Below are 12,891 nucleotides of genomic sequence, written 5' to 3'. Positions count from 1 at the left end.
GAACGCGGTGGAGGGGTTCTTCGCGAAACTGACGCGGCGCAGGCTCAAACACGGCGTGTTCCACTCGGTCGTCGACCTGCAGGCCGCGATCAATCGCTTCATCGCCGAACACAACATCACCGAAGCCAAGCCGTTTATCTGGCGCACCGACCCCGACGACATCATCGCCGCCAGAAACCGTGGGTTCCAAGCGTTGTCTTCACCCCGCTAAGCCCCGGCCAAATCCGACAGAGACTATCAGATGGCGGCAACGAGCCCGAAGCGGACTTGACTGCCTCTCACGCGCTTCAGAACGTCGACGTCCGTTTCCACTTCAGTACACCACGTCCTTTCTGACCGGGAAACATCGGGTGCAGGGTCTCTGCTGTGATAATCGAAAGGATATCGCCGTCTATCGAAAATGTCCGCGCTTGCTGGGATCCCACCCATCCGGGATGCCACGAAACCTCGACATCGGTTATGAACTGATCTTCGCCTTCAACACGGAATGGACCTGAATAAGCCATCATGCTTTTGAAAAGATCTGCGTCTCCGGAATCGTTGCTTGATGGTTTTCGATCTCTTGAAGTTATGACTGTGATCATCCGTTTGTCCGGAGTTATGAAGATATAGCCAAGTGGCTCGGCTCCATACATATCCTTGGACTCTCCGCCTTCGGACATGACGAATTGGAGTGATATCAGCGCCCAGACGCCGAACAATTCTTCTTGGCCCATATTACTGTCCCCCTCATTTGTAGATTTTCGCAGTCGCCTTGAAAGTCAAAGTGGGCCGGGCTGCGCTGATAGCTTCACACAGATCGCAGCGTGATCAGTAGCCGGATACTTGCGCAAAGATACTCAATTCTCTGGCAGGTTGTCCGCATAGCAGCCCTACGCAAACAGTTCACATGAGCTGCGAACGACGGTTCGAATTGTCTGATTCAATCCACTAGCAGTTATTGCCGGGCTTCAAAGGGGCATGAGAAGTCGGTTTAGCAACTCTCTGGTACCACTGTGGTACCATGCATAGAGACAAGATAGTGTCTCTGCCGCCCGGTAGGCGAAATGCATTTGAAATCATAGGATAAAAGTGGTGCCCGGGACCGGAATCGAACCAGTGACACGCGGATTTTCAATCCGCTGCTCTACCAACTGAGCTACCCGGGCACAATTGTCTGGCGCGCTGTATAGGGGAGGCACAGCAGCTTGTCCAGCCTCAAGAGGCGAGGCTTTCAGCGAGCGCTGCCGCCTCAACTCTCTCATCGAATTCACTTGTGATTTCCGTGAGATGAAAGCGGATCGTGTTCTGGAACATGGCGAAATCATGCTTCCGGATCTGCTCTGCCACGGGCAGCGCCTCGAAGATCTCGCGGGCCCTGCTATAGGGTATGGCATGCACCTGTTTCGGCGCGGCGAGCGCTGCCTGCGCCAGATCGCGGGCGACGCGTTCGGCGGCGTCCTGCCAGAATTTCTCGCCCTGGCCCGAGGGCCCTGCATACTGGCCGAGAATGGCCTCGACGATACGGCACAGCGCGGCATCGAGCTGGCCCGGTGCGGTGCCGGCCTGCTCACGGAGCGTCCCTTCCACCATTTCTGCCACCATCGAGATCGCCGCCGGATAGGACAGCCAGCGCGCCCGCTCATATCCCTCGATGAACAGCTTCTCGCGCATCAGGGTGGAGAACAATACGTTGGCGCGCGCCTGAATGTATTCGGTGATGGACTTCTGGACGAGATAGGCCGAGCGGCTTTCCATGAACTGGCGCAAGCCTGCGGCATCACGAATATGCTGCGCTGCGAAAAAACCCTTCACGGCCGAGAGTATGCTCATGGCCCTTTCCTCGCATCCAATCGCTGGCACCGCAAGCGCAACATCGCCGGTGCGGGCTTGTGCTCCGAAAGTAGAATTAGTCGCGGGGCCCATCAATGTTACTAGTGAGTTAATGTCCTAGCCTCGTCTTGAAGGACGGCGCCGGGCGTTACGGACAGGCCCCGCAAGGGTCTTGCAACTCAGATGGGAGGAAACCGACCGATGGCAAATACCAATGCCGAGGGTCACTGGGGAGCAACGTCGAAACTGATGTGGACAGCATTGGTCATCTGGGCGTTCTTCTCCTTCGTGATCCACTTCTTCGTAAACTCGCTCAATACAATCGTAATCCTGGGTTTCCCGCTTGGCTTCTGGTTTGCCGCGCAAGGGTCGCTCATCGTGTTCGTCGTGCTGCTGTTCTGGTTCGCCCGCAAGCAGGACTCGATCGACCGCGAATTCGGCTTCGCCGAGGAGGACTGACCCATGGCCAACGCTTCAGGCGAAACCGGCTTTCTTGCCAATCTCGGCAAGGTCTATGCCATCTATACCGGCGGCTTCCTTGCCTTCGTGATCCTCATCGCCATTCTCGAACAGCTTGGGGTGCCCAACCGGGTCCTCGGCTACATGTTCGTGGGCTTCACCATCCTCATCTATGCGATGATCGGCATCCTGTCGCGCACCGCGCAGGTTTCCGAGTATTACGTCGCCGGCCGCAAGGTTCCGGCCATCTACAACGGCATGGCGACGGGCGCCGACTGGATGTCGGGTGCGTCTTTCGTCGGCATGGCCGGCACGCTCTTTGCGCTCGGCTACGACGGCCTTGCCTTCGTGCTCGGCTGGACCGGCGGCTACGTGCTGGTGTCGGTGCTGCTGGCGCCTTATCTGCGCAAGTTCGGTGCCTATACGGTGCCTGATTTCCTCGGCGCACGTTATGGCGGCAACATCGCCCGCTTCCTCGGCGTGCTCGTGCTGCTGGCCTGCTCCTTCACCTATGTGGTGGCGCAGATCTACGCGACCGGCATCATCGCCTCGCGCTTCCTTGGCATGTCCTTCGAAGTGGCGGTCTATGCGGGCCTCCTCGGCATTCTGGTCTGTTCCATGCTCGGCGGCATGCGCGCCGTCACCTGGTCGCAGGTTGCCCAGTACATCGTGCTGATCGTGGCCTATCTGACACCGGTCGTCATCCTGTCCACGCAGAAGTACGGCATTCCGGTGCCGCAGCTGATGTATGGCCAGGCATTGCAGGACATCACGGCCCGTGAGGGTCAGATGATTGCCGATGGCCTCGCAAAGCTGACCGCGGATGGCGGCACATTGAAGCCGCATATCCAGGCCTTCCTGACCTATGACAGGCTCAACTACTTCGCGCTGATCTTCTGTCTCATGGTCGGCACGGCATCGCTCCCGCACATCCTGATGCGCTACTTCACGACCCCTTCGGTGCGTGATGCGCGGAAGTCCGTGGCCTGGTCGCTGTTCTTCATCTTCCTGCTCTACTTCACGGCGCCCTCATACGCCGCGTTTGCAAAGCTCGAAGTCTATACCAACGTGATCGGCCAGAGCCTCGATGCGCTGCCCCGCTGGATCAGCACCTACTCGTCGCTGGGACTGGTGGATATCTATGGCGTGTCGCTCACCAAGCTTGCCGCCGGACTTGGTGCGGTGAAAGATGCACTTGCCGCCGGTGCAACCGATGCGGCCGGTGTGGCCGTGGCGCTCTCGGGCGCTGGAAAGACGGCAGCCCTCGCCGGTTGGTCGGCCCTGTCGGGTCCGGTCCAGGGTGTGGTGTTCGAGGCCTTCCAGGCCAACAATGCCGCAACCGCCGCTGACTTGTTCAAGCCCGCCATTGCCGCCGCCGCACAGGCTGCCGGCAACACCACGGGCCTGCTCGGTCATGCGGGTCTCGCCATCAACAACGACGTGATCGTGCTTTCCACTCCGGAAATCGCGGGCATGCCTTATGTGATCGCCGGCCTTGTCGCCGCCGGTGGCCTCGCCGCAGCACTTTCGACTGCGGACGGCCTCCTGCTCGCCATCGCCAACGCGCTCTCCCACGACATCTACTACAAGATGATCGACACCCAGGCGCCGACGTCCCGCCGCCTGGTCGTGTCGCGCATCCTGCTGGTGGTCGTGGCCATCCTGGCCGCCTATGTGGCCTCGACGAAGCCTGCCGACATCCTGGCCATGGTTGCATGGGCCTTCTCCATCGCCGCAGCGGGCCTGTTCCCGGCTCTCGTGCTCGGCGTGTGGTGGAAGCGCGCCAACAAGACGGGCGCCATCGTCGGCATCATCGCGGGCTTCGGCATCTGCCTCTACTATCTCGTCGGCACCCGCTACTACGCGGTGAGCTTCTACGAGATGTGGGGCGGGCTGTCGGGCGCCAGCGATGCGGCCGTGACCAAGTACGCTGAACTGAAAGCGGCCTGGGAAGGTGCGGCTCCGGAAGCCAAGGCAGCTGCCTGGAAGGCGTTCGATGCCCATGCCCAGAAGGTCGCCAACTGGTTTGGCGTGGCCAACATCTCGTCCGCCCTGTTCGGCATCCCGGCTGGTGTCATCGGCATCGTGGTGGGCAGCCTGTTGACGGCTGCACCGTCCCGCGCGATGCAGGATTTCATCGACGAAATCCGCCGTCCGAAGGGCAAGGAACTGATGGAAGGCGGAAACCTGGTCAACGAAGTCCACTGACATCGCAAACGACCGAAACGGGGCCCCTTGGGGCCCCGTTTTGTTTTTGGCGCATCCTCAGCTAGTGTGAAACCATGAATCCGCTTTTCCAGTACTGGTATTTTCACCTGCCCAACTTCGTGCTGGCCGCGATCATGTATTCGCTGATCGGCCGCCTGATACTCTCACTTTTCGTGCCGCCGGACTGGAAGAATTATATCTGGCGTGCCTTCGTCGCGATCACCGATCCCGCCGTCAGGTTCACGCGGCTGGTCACGCCGCAGGCTCTGCCCGGAATCGTGGTAATGGTCTTCGCCATATTGTGGGTCATGCTGCTGCGCATTGCACTGTTCGCGGCGCTCGGCAGTCTCGGCCTCCTGCCCACCGTCAGCGCGTGATCCCATGACCCAGAACCATATTGTCATTATCGTCGGCCTCGCCATCCTGAACGGCATCTTCTCGCCCGCGCTCATCATCGTCTTCGCACTCCAGGGCATCTGGTACCCGATGCTGCTGCCGCCCATGCTGCCGCTGGTCTTCGCGCTGTCTTCGCTCATCCTGTCGACGCTCACACTGATGATCGGCGGCGTTCCGGCCGCTCTCTACGAGCGTCTCGCGGGTGGCGGGCAATCGACCTTTGCCTCCGGCCTGGTCTGGCTTGGCGGCGTGCTGCTTCTCACGCTTCCGGCCATACCCAACATGCTGAAGGCACTGGGGCTCGGAAGCTGAATTCACCGCGATGTGACCGGCTTCGCGCCTCGAAGGCGGGACCTTGATCAGGCCGGGCTTGCAAGCTGCCGGCCTGCAGCGTTAGCTTTCATGCCATGGAAGCCATCGAGCGTGTCGCCCATGTCTCTGTCGGCCGGGCTTGCGCGTTCTGCGGGCTGGCGATCATCTGCTGCATGGTGGGTTTCAGCTACCAACCGCATCTCTCGGCCCGCGTCGGCGGCATGTTCGCCTTCGTCGTCACGCTGTCGCTCATCTACAAGGCGTTGAAGGCGCCGCGCCAGCCCTACAAGTCGACCGAAACCTGGCTCATGCTGGAAGACGATGAGAAACCGCCGGCGGCTGTTGCGCAGGCGGTGATCGGGGGTGTGTTGCGCGGGGTGTTCCTGCAATATGCCCGCTACAGTGCCGGCGCCACCGTTGTGCTCATGGCGGCCGCCGTGGTGCTTACCGCCCTCCCGGGCTGATTCAGGTCAATTCCTGAGCACTGCCAACATGACATGATGCACTATACACCGGCAAAAGGGGGGAAACGCCAACCGTGCTAAAGGCCAAGCGTGTTTCGATAGCGTCATGCCCGTTACGGTCGCTCACCGCGGCGGTGATGGATACGGAAACCACATCGCTCGACGTGAAGAAGGGCCGCATCGTCGAAATCGGCGTGGCGCCGATGATCGATGGCATCATGGACCGCGAAGGCGCCTTCAGCACCTATGTCGATCCGGGCGAGAACATACCGGAGGAATCGCGGGCCATTCATGGCATCACCAACGAGATGGTGGCGGGTGCCCCCGGCTTCGAGGAGGCCTACAAATCCTATCTCGGATTTGCAGGGGATCATCTCATCCTGGGCTATTCGCTGGGCTTCGATCTTGCGGTCCTGAAGCACGAGCATGAACGGGCGGGGTTGCCGTGGAAGATCCCGCGCTCGCTCGATGTGCGCGACCTGATCCGCATCCTCAATCCGCCGCTGCCGGATTTCTCGCTCGACAAGGTTGCCGCCTGGCTTGGTGTCGCCGTCAAGGACCGACACAGGGCCGTGGGCGACGCTATCGTTACGGGTGAAGTGTTTCTGGCGCTTCTGCCACGGCTGCGCGACAAGAACATCCGCACGCTGGCCGAAGCCGAGGACGCCTGCCGCAAGCGCCGTGCCGCGACCGATGATGCGCCCGGCGGCTGGGAGGAGGTGGTCTCGGCCCGTCCTGCCACCAGTGCACTGGCACGGGTCGACAGCTATCCCTACCGGCATCGGGTTCGGGAAGTGATGGCCTCGCCGCCCCTCACCATCGAAGGCACCCGCACCTTGCACGAGGCCTTGGATATCATTGTGGCCAGGCGGATCAGTTCGCTGTTCGTGCTGCCCGCGCGGCCTGATGCGCCGCATGGCATCATCACCGAGCGAGACATTGTCCGCGCCATTGCCGCAGACCCGGTCCATGCCCTCGCACAGACAGCACAGTCGCTGGCGACCTTTCCTCTGGCAGCCGTCTCGGCGGATGACTTTCTCTATTCCGCCTTCGGCCGCATGCGGCGCAAGCGCTACCGGCATCTGGGCGTCGTCGATGCGGCCGGCACACTGGTTGGCGCACTCACCCAGCGCGATCTCCTGCGCCAGCGTGCAGATGACGCCATAGCCCTGACTGACGCCATGGACGAGGCGGCGGGCGTCAACGAGCTGGCCGTGGTGTGGCGGAAACTCGCGGAAGCCGCCCGCGCACTGGTGTCCGAGGATGTCGATCCGCGCGACATTGCCGCCATCATCTCGGGCGAGGTTTGCAGCCTCACGGCGCGGGCTGCCGAACTTGCTGAAAAAGAGGTGGCCGCAAGCCGGCCCAAGGATCTGTCCTATGCCGTCATGGTTCTTGGCTCTGCGGGGCGGGGCGAGAGCCTGCTTGCGATGGATCAGGACAACGCCGTCATATACGAATGCGCGGATGCTGGCGCGGCCGATGCCTGGCTGAAGGCCGTCGCCACCCGCATGAATGCCATATTGGACGAGGTGGGCGTACCCTTCTGCAAGGGTGGCGTCATGGCCCGCAACGAGGCTTGGCGGAAAACGTCAGACGAGTGGAGAAAGCAGGTGTCGGGCTGGCTGTCGCGCTCCAACCCCGAAGATATCCTGAATGCCGACATCTTCTTTGATGCCCTGCCGGTTCATGGTGATGGGCACCTTGCCGATGCGCTGCGCCGGGACGCGGTGGAGGCTGCCTCGCAGTCACTGGGCTTCATCAAGCTGATGACGCTTAACACCGCCAATGTCGATCCGCCGCTGGGCTGGTTCGGACGCTTCAAACTTGAGGAAGACGGCCGCATGGACCTGAAGCGCGGCGGCATCCTGCCCATGTTCGCCGCGGCCCGTGTGCAGGCGTTGAAGCACCGCATCCTGGAACGCGCCACCGCAGCGCGGCTCGAGGCCCTTCGTCACACGCCGGAGGCGCCTCATCGGGCCATCACGAAGCTGCTCGAAGCGCACAAGATCCTGCTTGGCGCCATACTCAATCAGCAGCTGGAGGATATCGAGCGTGGCACCCCGCCGTCAAACCGGGTTGATCCCAAGGACGTTCCTTCAGCCGAGAAGGAGCGCCTGAAGTGGGCCATCGAACAGGTGAAATCGGTGCGGGACGTGCTGGGAGATCCTGTCGGCTAACGGTGATCTCACACCAGAAACAATGCCGATCACATCATAGTGGTGAAAGTGGATAGGCACCATCAGTAGGCGGAAGAACAGGTCACGTCTTGCGCGCCCTGATCGAATAGGCCAGCGGCAGCCGGAGAAATCCCTGCGGCAGAACCCACATGCGGCGGCGGCCTTCGACCGGAACCATGAGCGGCGAGAATTGCCAGGCCAGCTTCTCGTGCTCATTCAGGGCTTCGAGTGTCAAGCCAGCGCCGATGACCGCGTTCACCACATCCGAGAGCGGATGCAGCCATTCGTGCGTCACCGGATGGGCGATCTTCGCCGTGTCGCCGGTGTAGGTTGTTTCCTCGCTCATCGTGAGCGGCTTGTCGGCGGGCGTGCGCCAGTCGAAGCCAGGCCGCAGGTCGGGTGAATGCTCATCCGCGGTCATCAACGAGGGATGGCCCTCGAGAAGATAGAGCCATCCGCCGGGCTTCAGCAGAGAGGCCACAACCCGCGCCCAGCGGGCGATGTTCGGCAGCCAGCCGATGGCGCCCCAGGTGACATAGACCATGTCGAAGTCGCCTTCGATCAGTTCTCTTGCGTCATAGACGTTGCCCTCGATGAACGTGGCATCGAGACCGGTCCTCGCCTGCATGTCACGTGCGGCACTGATGGCAACTGGCGAGAAGTCGAGGCCCACACACGAAGCGCCACGGCGTGCAAGACAAAGCGTGTCGATGCCGAAATGGCATTGGAGATGGGCGATGCGAAGGCCGCTCACGTCGCCGATTTCCTCGTGCTCGATGTCATGGAGATTGTCGGCTCCATCGAGGAAGGCCTGCACGCGATAGCCGCCGGCCTCGTCCTTCACATGGATCGCCGCACGGTCATCCCAGTTTGCCCGGTTGATCTCGAAGTGGCCGCCCATCGCATGTCTCCCAAAAAACAAAGGGGCCGGTTTTCACCAGCCCCTTCAAATCCGTCCGATGACTGAAGATCAGCCTTCGGTCTTGGCAGCCTTCGGGGCTTGGGCCGTCTGCTTCTCGACGATGCGGGCAGACTTGCCGGTGCGGCCACGGAGGTAATAGAGCTTGGCGCGGCGGACCTTGCCGCGGCGCAACACCTTGATCGAGTCGATCATCGGCGAATAGATCGGGAACACCCGCTCCACGCCTTCGCCATAAGACATCTTCCGAACCGTGAAGTTCTCGTTGATGCCGCCACCCGAACGGGCGATGCAGACGCCTTCATAGGCCTGAACGCGCGAGCGCTCGCCTTCCTTGACCTTCACGTTGACGATGACGGTGTCGCCAGGGCCGAATTCCGGAACGGCGCGCTGGGCGGCCACGACTGCGACCTGCTCTTTCTCGAGCTGAGCGATGATATCCATGACTTACTTCCTCAAAGGGTTGCGGGCCTATACCCTCAACCGGGTCCAAAATCAAATCTTTCCCGACTCATGGTCGTGCCAGAGGTCGGGGCGTCTTGCCTTCGTCAATTCCTTCCGCCGCTCCAGCTTCCACCGGGCAATGGCCTTGTGGTCGCCGGACAACAGAACGCCCGGGATCTCCACACCTTCCCAGGTATTGGGCTTGGTGTAGTGAGGGTGCTCCAGGAGGCCTCCCTCGAAACTTTCCTCTTCGCCGCTCGCGTGGCTTCCCATAACGCCGGGAAGCAGCCTCACGACCGCATCGAGCAGCACGAGTGCCGCGGGCTCGCCGCCCGAGAGCACATAGTCACCGACCGAAACCTCCATGAGGTTCCGGCCTTCGATCACGCGCTCGTCCACGCCCTCGAAGCGGCCGCAGACGATCAGGCAACCCGGCCCCGCACTCAACTCGCGCACGAGCTTCTGGGTCAGGGGCTGGCCGCGCGGGCTCATCAGCAGCCTTGGACCCTCATGAGGCGCGGCGTCGATGGCGGCGGCCAGCACATCCGGCTTCAGCACCATGCCGGCGCCACCGCCGGCAGGATGATCGTCTACCGTCCGGTGCCGGTCGGTGGCCGACGCCCTGATATCGCGTGTTTCCAGCGACCAGATCCCCTGTTCGAGCGCGCGGCCCGCCAGCGAGTGCCCCAATGGCCCCGGAAACATGTCCGGAAACAGGGTGAGGACGGTGGCGCGGAACGTCATCGCTTTTTCCCTTCTCCCCTTGCGGGAGAAGGTGCCGAGCGTGAGCGAGGCGGATGAGGGGACCCCTCACCCGGCGCTACCGCGCCACCCTCTCCCGCAAGGGGAGAGGGAAGATCATCAAGAAACCCTTCAGGCAGGTCCACCACCACCTTGCTCCCGTCAGCCTTCAGCACGTAGCTGCCGGCAAACGGGATCAGCACGGTGTCTTTCCGGCCATCGACCTTCACGTCGATCAGGTCGCCCGCTCCGTAGTCGGCGACATCGACGATTTCGCCAAGCACAGTGCCATCGGCCAGATGCACGGCAAGCCCGATGAGGTCGTGGATATAGACCTCGTCTCCTTCCGGCTCCGGCAGGCGCTCGCGCGGCACGAAGAGTTCCGTGCCCCTGAGCGCCTCGGCGGCATTGCGATCCGAAACACCTTTCAGGATGGCGATGAATCCCTCCTTGCTGGCGCGCAACTTCGTGATCACGAGCTTCCCGCCCTTCGCCGTTTCGAGCGGCGAATAGGCGGCGATCGCTTCCGGATCGGCGGTGAAACTCTTCAGCTTCACCTCGCCCCGGATGCCATGGGCGCCGGTGATGGCTCCGACCAGAACCATGTCACGCAACGCCATGGGCGCTCAGTCCTTAGCTGGCGGCCTTGGCGGCTTCGGCCTTCTCGCGCTCGAGGCGCTTCTTGCCGGGGAGAGCCTTCTTCGGGTTGTTGCGGGCTTCGCGCTTGGCGAGGCCGGCCTTGTCGAGGAAGCGCAGCACGCGGTCGGTGGCCTGCGCGCCCTTCTTGAGCCAGGCGGCGGCCTTCTCGCCGTCGAGCTTCACGCGATCGGCCGAATCCTTCGGCAGCATCGGGTTGAAGGCACCGACAACGTCGATGAACTTGCCATCGCGCGGTGCTGCCGCGTCGGCGATCACGATGTGGTAGTAGGGGCGCTTCTTGGTGCCCGCGCGTGCGAGACGCATCTTAACGGCCATGTCTTTTCTCCTTGATGATCCGTGTTCTGATTGATTTCATTTCTTCTTGCCGAGACCCGGCAAACCCCTGAAGGGCGATCCGCCGCCCAGGCCCGGCAATCCGCCAAGGCCTGGGAGCTTCGAGCCGCCAAGTCCGGGCAAGCCCGGCATCGACGGCATCTGCGGGATCGACCCGCCCTTCATCATCTCTTTCAAATCTTCCGGAAGCGCATTGGGGTCGAGCTTCGCAAGCTCCTCCTGCATGCGCTCCAGCTCGGCCGCGTCGGGCGCGCCCTTGGCGCCGCCCATCATCTTGCCGAACATGCCTTTGCCCTGGCCCATCTGCTTCATCATGCCCGCCATCTGCAGGTGCATCTTGAGCAGGCGGTTGATCTCCTCGACCTTGGTGCCGGAGCCCGCGGCCACACGCTTCTTGCGCTTGGCGTCCATCACCTTAGGGTTGCGGCGCTCGTAAGGGGTCATCGAGCCGATGATGGCCATCTGGCGCTTCAAGACCTTGTTGTCGAGGTCGAGGCCTTCCATCTGCTTCTTGATCTTGCCCATGCCGGGCAGCAGGTTCATCACGCCGCCCATGCCGCCCAGCTTCTGCAACTGCCTCAGCTGGTCGGCGAGGTCATCGAGGTCGAAGGCGCCCTTGCGCATCCGGTCGGCGATCTTCTTCGCCTTGTCCTGGTCGATGTTGAGCGCGGCCTTCTCGACAAGGCTCACGACGTCGCCCATGCCGAGGATGCGGCCGGCGATGCGCTCGGGGTGGAAGTCTTCGAGGCCGTCGAGCTTTTCGCCGGTGCCCATCAGCTTGATGGGCTTGCCCGTCACGGCGCGCATGGAGAGTGCGGCACCGCCGCGGCCATCGCCGTCGATACGGGTCAGCACGATGCCGGAAATGCCGATCTTCTCATCGAAGGAACGTGCGAGGTTGACCGCGTCCTGTCCGGTCAGCGCGTCGGCCACGAGGAGGGTCTCGTTGGGCTTGCAGATGTCGCGAACGCTTGCGGCCTCGGCCAGCAATTCCTCGTCGATGTGGAGGCGGCCCGCGGTGTCGAGCATCACGATGTCATAGCCGCCCTTGCGGGCTTCCGACATGGCGCGGCGGGCAATCTCGACCGGGCTCTGGCCCTTGACGATGGCGAGCGTGTCGACCTTCACCTGGGTGCCCAGAATGGCGAGCTGTTCCTGCGCGGCAGGGCGGCGGGTGTCGAGCGAGGCCATCAGCACCCTGCGCTTGTCGCGCTCGGTCAAGCGCTTGGCGATCTTGGCGGTGGTGGTCGTCTTGCCGGAGCCCTGGAGGCCGACCATGAGGATGGCGACGGGCGGCGAGGCGCGAAGATTGAGGGCCGAGCCTTCCGAGCCGCCCAGCGTTTCGACGAGCGCGTCATGAACGATCTTGACGACCATCTGGCCGGGCTTCACCGACTTGACGATCTCGGCGCCGACGGCCTTGTCCCTCACCTTGTCGGTGAAGGTGCGGACGACTTCCAGCGCCACGTCCGCCTCGAGTAGCGCGCGGCGGACTTCGCGCAGCGCGTCCTCAACGTCGGACTCGGACAGGGCACCGCGTCCGGTGATCTTGTCCAATATGCCCGACAGGCGGTCGCTTAAGGTGTCAAACATTGCTCTTCCTCTGGCCCAAACGGATTTCGCACCCGGGGGCGAAACTCGCTGCCGGATGTTGGCCGCCTCACCTCTCAGGGATATGAAAACCCCATGTGTGGCGCGGCCTGAAGACGTTCAAGCGTCGTGTGATGGGGTGGACATATGTGAAATAGGCGGGGAAGTCAAATCTCGTCGGCCCTTGCCTCCCGACTCCGTCCGGGCAAGTGTCTCCAGCGTGCGCGGTCAATGGCCGGGGAGGGCCTGACATGAAGGATGCCGTCTGCCTTGGCGATCTGGTGATGGACCTCGTGCCACATGAGGGGCCGGGCGGGCAAAGCCTTTATGCGCCGAGCCCCGGCGGCGCGCCGGGCAACGTGGCGGTCGGGCT

14 protein-coding genes, 1 tRNA gene and 1 pseudogene are annotated in these 12,891 nt (G+C 62.4%); 7 read left to right on the top strand and 9 right to left on the bottom strand.

The window, feature by feature from the left end; all coding sequences use genetic code 11:
- A pseudogene (locus ACEW8Q_RS01465) lies at positions 1 to 211 on the top strand (IS630 family transposase); the annotation flags it as partial.
- Between the two features lie 76 nt (positions 212 to 287).
- Here ACEW8Q_RS01465 and ACEW8Q_RS01460 read toward each other — a convergent pair.
- From ACEW8Q_RS01460 to ACEW8Q_RS01450, 3 genes are all read right to left on the bottom strand, one after another.
- Positions 288 to 716, bottom strand: a complete 429-nt coding sequence (locus tag ACEW8Q_RS01460) for a lipocalin-like domain-containing protein (RefSeq protein WP_373502276.1) — start codon at positions 714 to 716, stop codon at positions 288 to 290.
- Positions 717 to 1,072: 356 nt separating this feature from the next.
- A tRNA-Phe gene (locus tag ACEW8Q_RS01455) sits at positions 1,073 to 1,148 on the bottom strand.
- 49 nt (positions 1,149 to 1,197) lie between these two features.
- The gene (locus ACEW8Q_RS01450; protein WP_373502275.1) at positions 1,198 to 1,812 is read right to left on the bottom strand and encodes a hypothetical protein; all 615 of its coding nucleotides are present in this window, start codon (positions 1,810 to 1,812) and stop codon (positions 1,198 to 1,200) included.
- Between the two features lie 201 nt (positions 1,813 to 2,013).
- Here ACEW8Q_RS01450 and ACEW8Q_RS01445 point away from each other — a divergent pair, with 201 nt between their 5' ends.
- The 6 genes from ACEW8Q_RS01445 to ACEW8Q_RS01420 all read left to right on the top strand — a co-directional run bounded on the left by ACEW8Q_RS01445 (position 2,014) and on the right by ACEW8Q_RS01420 (position 7,831).
- A complete protein-coding gene (locus ACEW8Q_RS01445; protein WP_373502274.1) occupies positions 2,014 to 2,271 on the top strand; it encodes a DUF4212 domain-containing protein in 258 nt (85 codons plus the stop codon).
- A gap of 3 nt (positions 2,272 to 2,274) precedes the next feature.
- Positions 2,275 to 4,479: a sodium:solute symporter family protein gene (locus ACEW8Q_RS01440; protein ID WP_373502273.1), complete on the top strand. Its 2,205-nt coding sequence runs from the start codon at positions 2,275 to 2,277 to the stop codon at positions 4,477 to 4,479.
- Between the two features lie 74 nt (positions 4,480 to 4,553).
- On the top strand, positions 4,554 to 4,856 hold the full coding sequence (locus tag ACEW8Q_RS01435; RefSeq protein WP_373502272.1) for a hypothetical protein: 303 nt from the start codon (positions 4,554 to 4,556) through the stop codon (positions 4,854 to 4,856).
- Positions 4,857 to 4,860: 4 nt separating this feature from the next.
- Positions 4,861 to 5,187, top strand: coding sequence for a hypothetical protein (locus ACEW8Q_RS01430; protein ID WP_373502271.1), 327 nt, complete (start codon positions 4,861 to 4,863; stop codon positions 5,185 to 5,187).
- Positions 5,188 to 5,282: 95 nt separating this feature from the next.
- Entirely contained in the window at positions 5,283 to 5,651 is a 369-nt protein-coding gene (locus ACEW8Q_RS01425; protein WP_373502270.1) for a hypothetical protein, read from the top strand.
- Positions 5,652 to 5,725: 74 nt separating this feature from the next.
- Positions 5,726 to 7,831, top strand: a complete 2,106-nt coding sequence (locus tag ACEW8Q_RS01420; protein ID WP_373502269.1) for a DUF294 nucleotidyltransferase-like domain-containing protein — start codon at positions 5,726 to 5,728, stop codon at positions 7,829 to 7,831.
- Between the two features lie 82 nt (positions 7,832 to 7,913).
- Here the strand turns inward: ACEW8Q_RS01420 and ACEW8Q_RS01415 are convergent, their stop codons facing one another.
- The 6 genes from ACEW8Q_RS01415 to ffh form a co-directional block, all read right to left on the bottom strand.
- Positions 7,914 to 8,732, bottom strand: a complete 819-nt coding sequence (locus ACEW8Q_RS01415) for a class I SAM-dependent methyltransferase (protein ID WP_373502268.1) — start codon at positions 8,730 to 8,732, stop codon at positions 7,914 to 7,916.
- Positions 8,733 to 8,801: 69 nt separating this feature from the next.
- Positions 8,802 to 9,194 carry a 50S ribosomal protein L19 gene (gene rplS, locus ACEW8Q_RS01410; protein ID WP_373502267.1) on the bottom strand — a complete coding sequence of 131 codons (393 nt, stop codon included), beginning with the start codon at positions 9,192 to 9,194 and terminating at the stop codon, positions 8,802 to 8,804.
- Between the two features lie 51 nt (positions 9,195 to 9,245).
- Positions 9,246 to 9,938, bottom strand: coding sequence for a tRNA (guanosine(37)-N1)-methyltransferase TrmD (gene trmD / locus ACEW8Q_RS01405; RefSeq protein ID WP_373502266.1), 693 nt, complete (start codon positions 9,936 to 9,938; stop codon positions 9,246 to 9,248).
- On the bottom strand, positions 9,935 to 10,555 hold the full coding sequence (rimM, locus tag ACEW8Q_RS01400) for a ribosome maturation factor RimM (RefSeq protein WP_373502265.1): 621 nt from the start codon (positions 10,553 to 10,555) through the stop codon (positions 9,935 to 9,937). The genes trmD and rimM overlap by 4 nt, the downstream gene beginning before the upstream one ends.
- Positions 10,556 to 10,568: 13 nt before the next feature.
- Positions 10,569 to 10,910 carry a 30S ribosomal protein S16 gene (gene rpsP / locus ACEW8Q_RS01395; protein ID WP_373502264.1) on the bottom strand — a complete coding sequence of 114 codons (342 nt, stop codon included), beginning with the start codon at positions 10,908 to 10,910 and terminating at the stop codon, positions 10,569 to 10,571.
- A 36-nt stretch (positions 10,911 to 10,946) separates the two neighbouring features.
- Positions 10,947 to 12,521 carry a signal recognition particle protein gene (gene ffh / locus ACEW8Q_RS01390; protein ID WP_373502263.1) on the bottom strand — a complete coding sequence of 525 codons (1,575 nt, stop codon included), beginning with the start codon at positions 12,519 to 12,521 and terminating at the stop codon, positions 10,947 to 10,949.
- Positions 12,522 to 12,891: the final 370 nt, after the last annotated feature.

Origin of the sequence: Aestuariivirga sp. (genome assembly GCF_041738905.1) — a bacterium.
Lineage (GTDB): Bacteria > Pseudomonadota > Alphaproteobacteria > Rhizobiales > Aestuariivirgaceae > Aestuariivirga.
This window is presented reverse-complemented; position numbering and strand designations above follow the sequence as displayed.

Bases quoted from the DNA above. Each gene is read 5' to 3' on its own strand.
- ACEW8Q_RS01425 (WP_373502270.1), top strand. From the start codon at position 5,283: ATGGAAGCCATCGAGCGTGTCGCCCATGTCTCTGTCGGCCGGGCTTGC.
- rimM (WP_373502265.1), bottom strand. From the start codon at position 10,555: ATGGCGTTGCGTGACATGGTTCTGGTCGGAGCCATCACCGGCGCCCAT.
- ACEW8Q_RS01415 (WP_373502268.1), bottom strand. From the start codon at position 8,732: ATGGGCGGCCACTTCGAGATCAACCGGGCAAACTGGGATGACCGTGCG.
- ACEW8Q_RS01445 (WP_373502274.1), top strand. From the start codon at position 2,014: ATGGCAAATACCAATGCCGAGGGTCACTGGGGAGCAACGTCGAAACTG.
- rpsP (WP_373502264.1), bottom strand. From the start codon at position 10,910: ATGGCCGTTAAGATGCGTCTCGCACGCGCGGGCACCAAGAAGCGCCCC.
- ACEW8Q_RS01430 (WP_373502271.1), top strand. From the start codon at position 4,861: ATGACCCAGAACCATATTGTCATTATCGTCGGCCTCGCCATCCTGAAC.
- ffh (WP_373502263.1), bottom strand. From the start codon at position 12,521: ATGTTTGACACCTTAAGCGACCGCCTGTCGGGCATATTGGACAAGATC.
- ACEW8Q_RS01460 (WP_373502276.1), bottom strand. From the start codon at position 716: ATGGGCCAAGAAGAATTGTTCGGCGTCTGGGCGCTGATATCACTCCAA.
- ACEW8Q_RS01440 (WP_373502273.1), top strand. From the start codon at position 2,275: ATGGCCAACGCTTCAGGCGAAACCGGCTTTCTTGCCAATCTCGGCAAG.
- ACEW8Q_RS01435 (WP_373502272.1), top strand. From the start codon at position 4,554: ATGAATCCGCTTTTCCAGTACTGGTATTTTCACCTGCCCAACTTCGTG.
- rplS (WP_373502267.1), bottom strand. From the start codon at position 9,194: ATGGATATCATCGCTCAGCTCGAGAAAGAGCAGGTCGCAGTCGTGGCC.
- trmD (WP_373502266.1), bottom strand. From the start codon at position 9,938: ATGACGTTCCGCGCCACCGTCCTCACCCTGTTTCCGGACATGTTTCCG.
- ACEW8Q_RS01450 (WP_373502275.1), bottom strand. From the start codon at position 1,812: ATGAGCATACTCTCGGCCGTGAAGGGTTTTTTCGCAGCGCAGCATATT.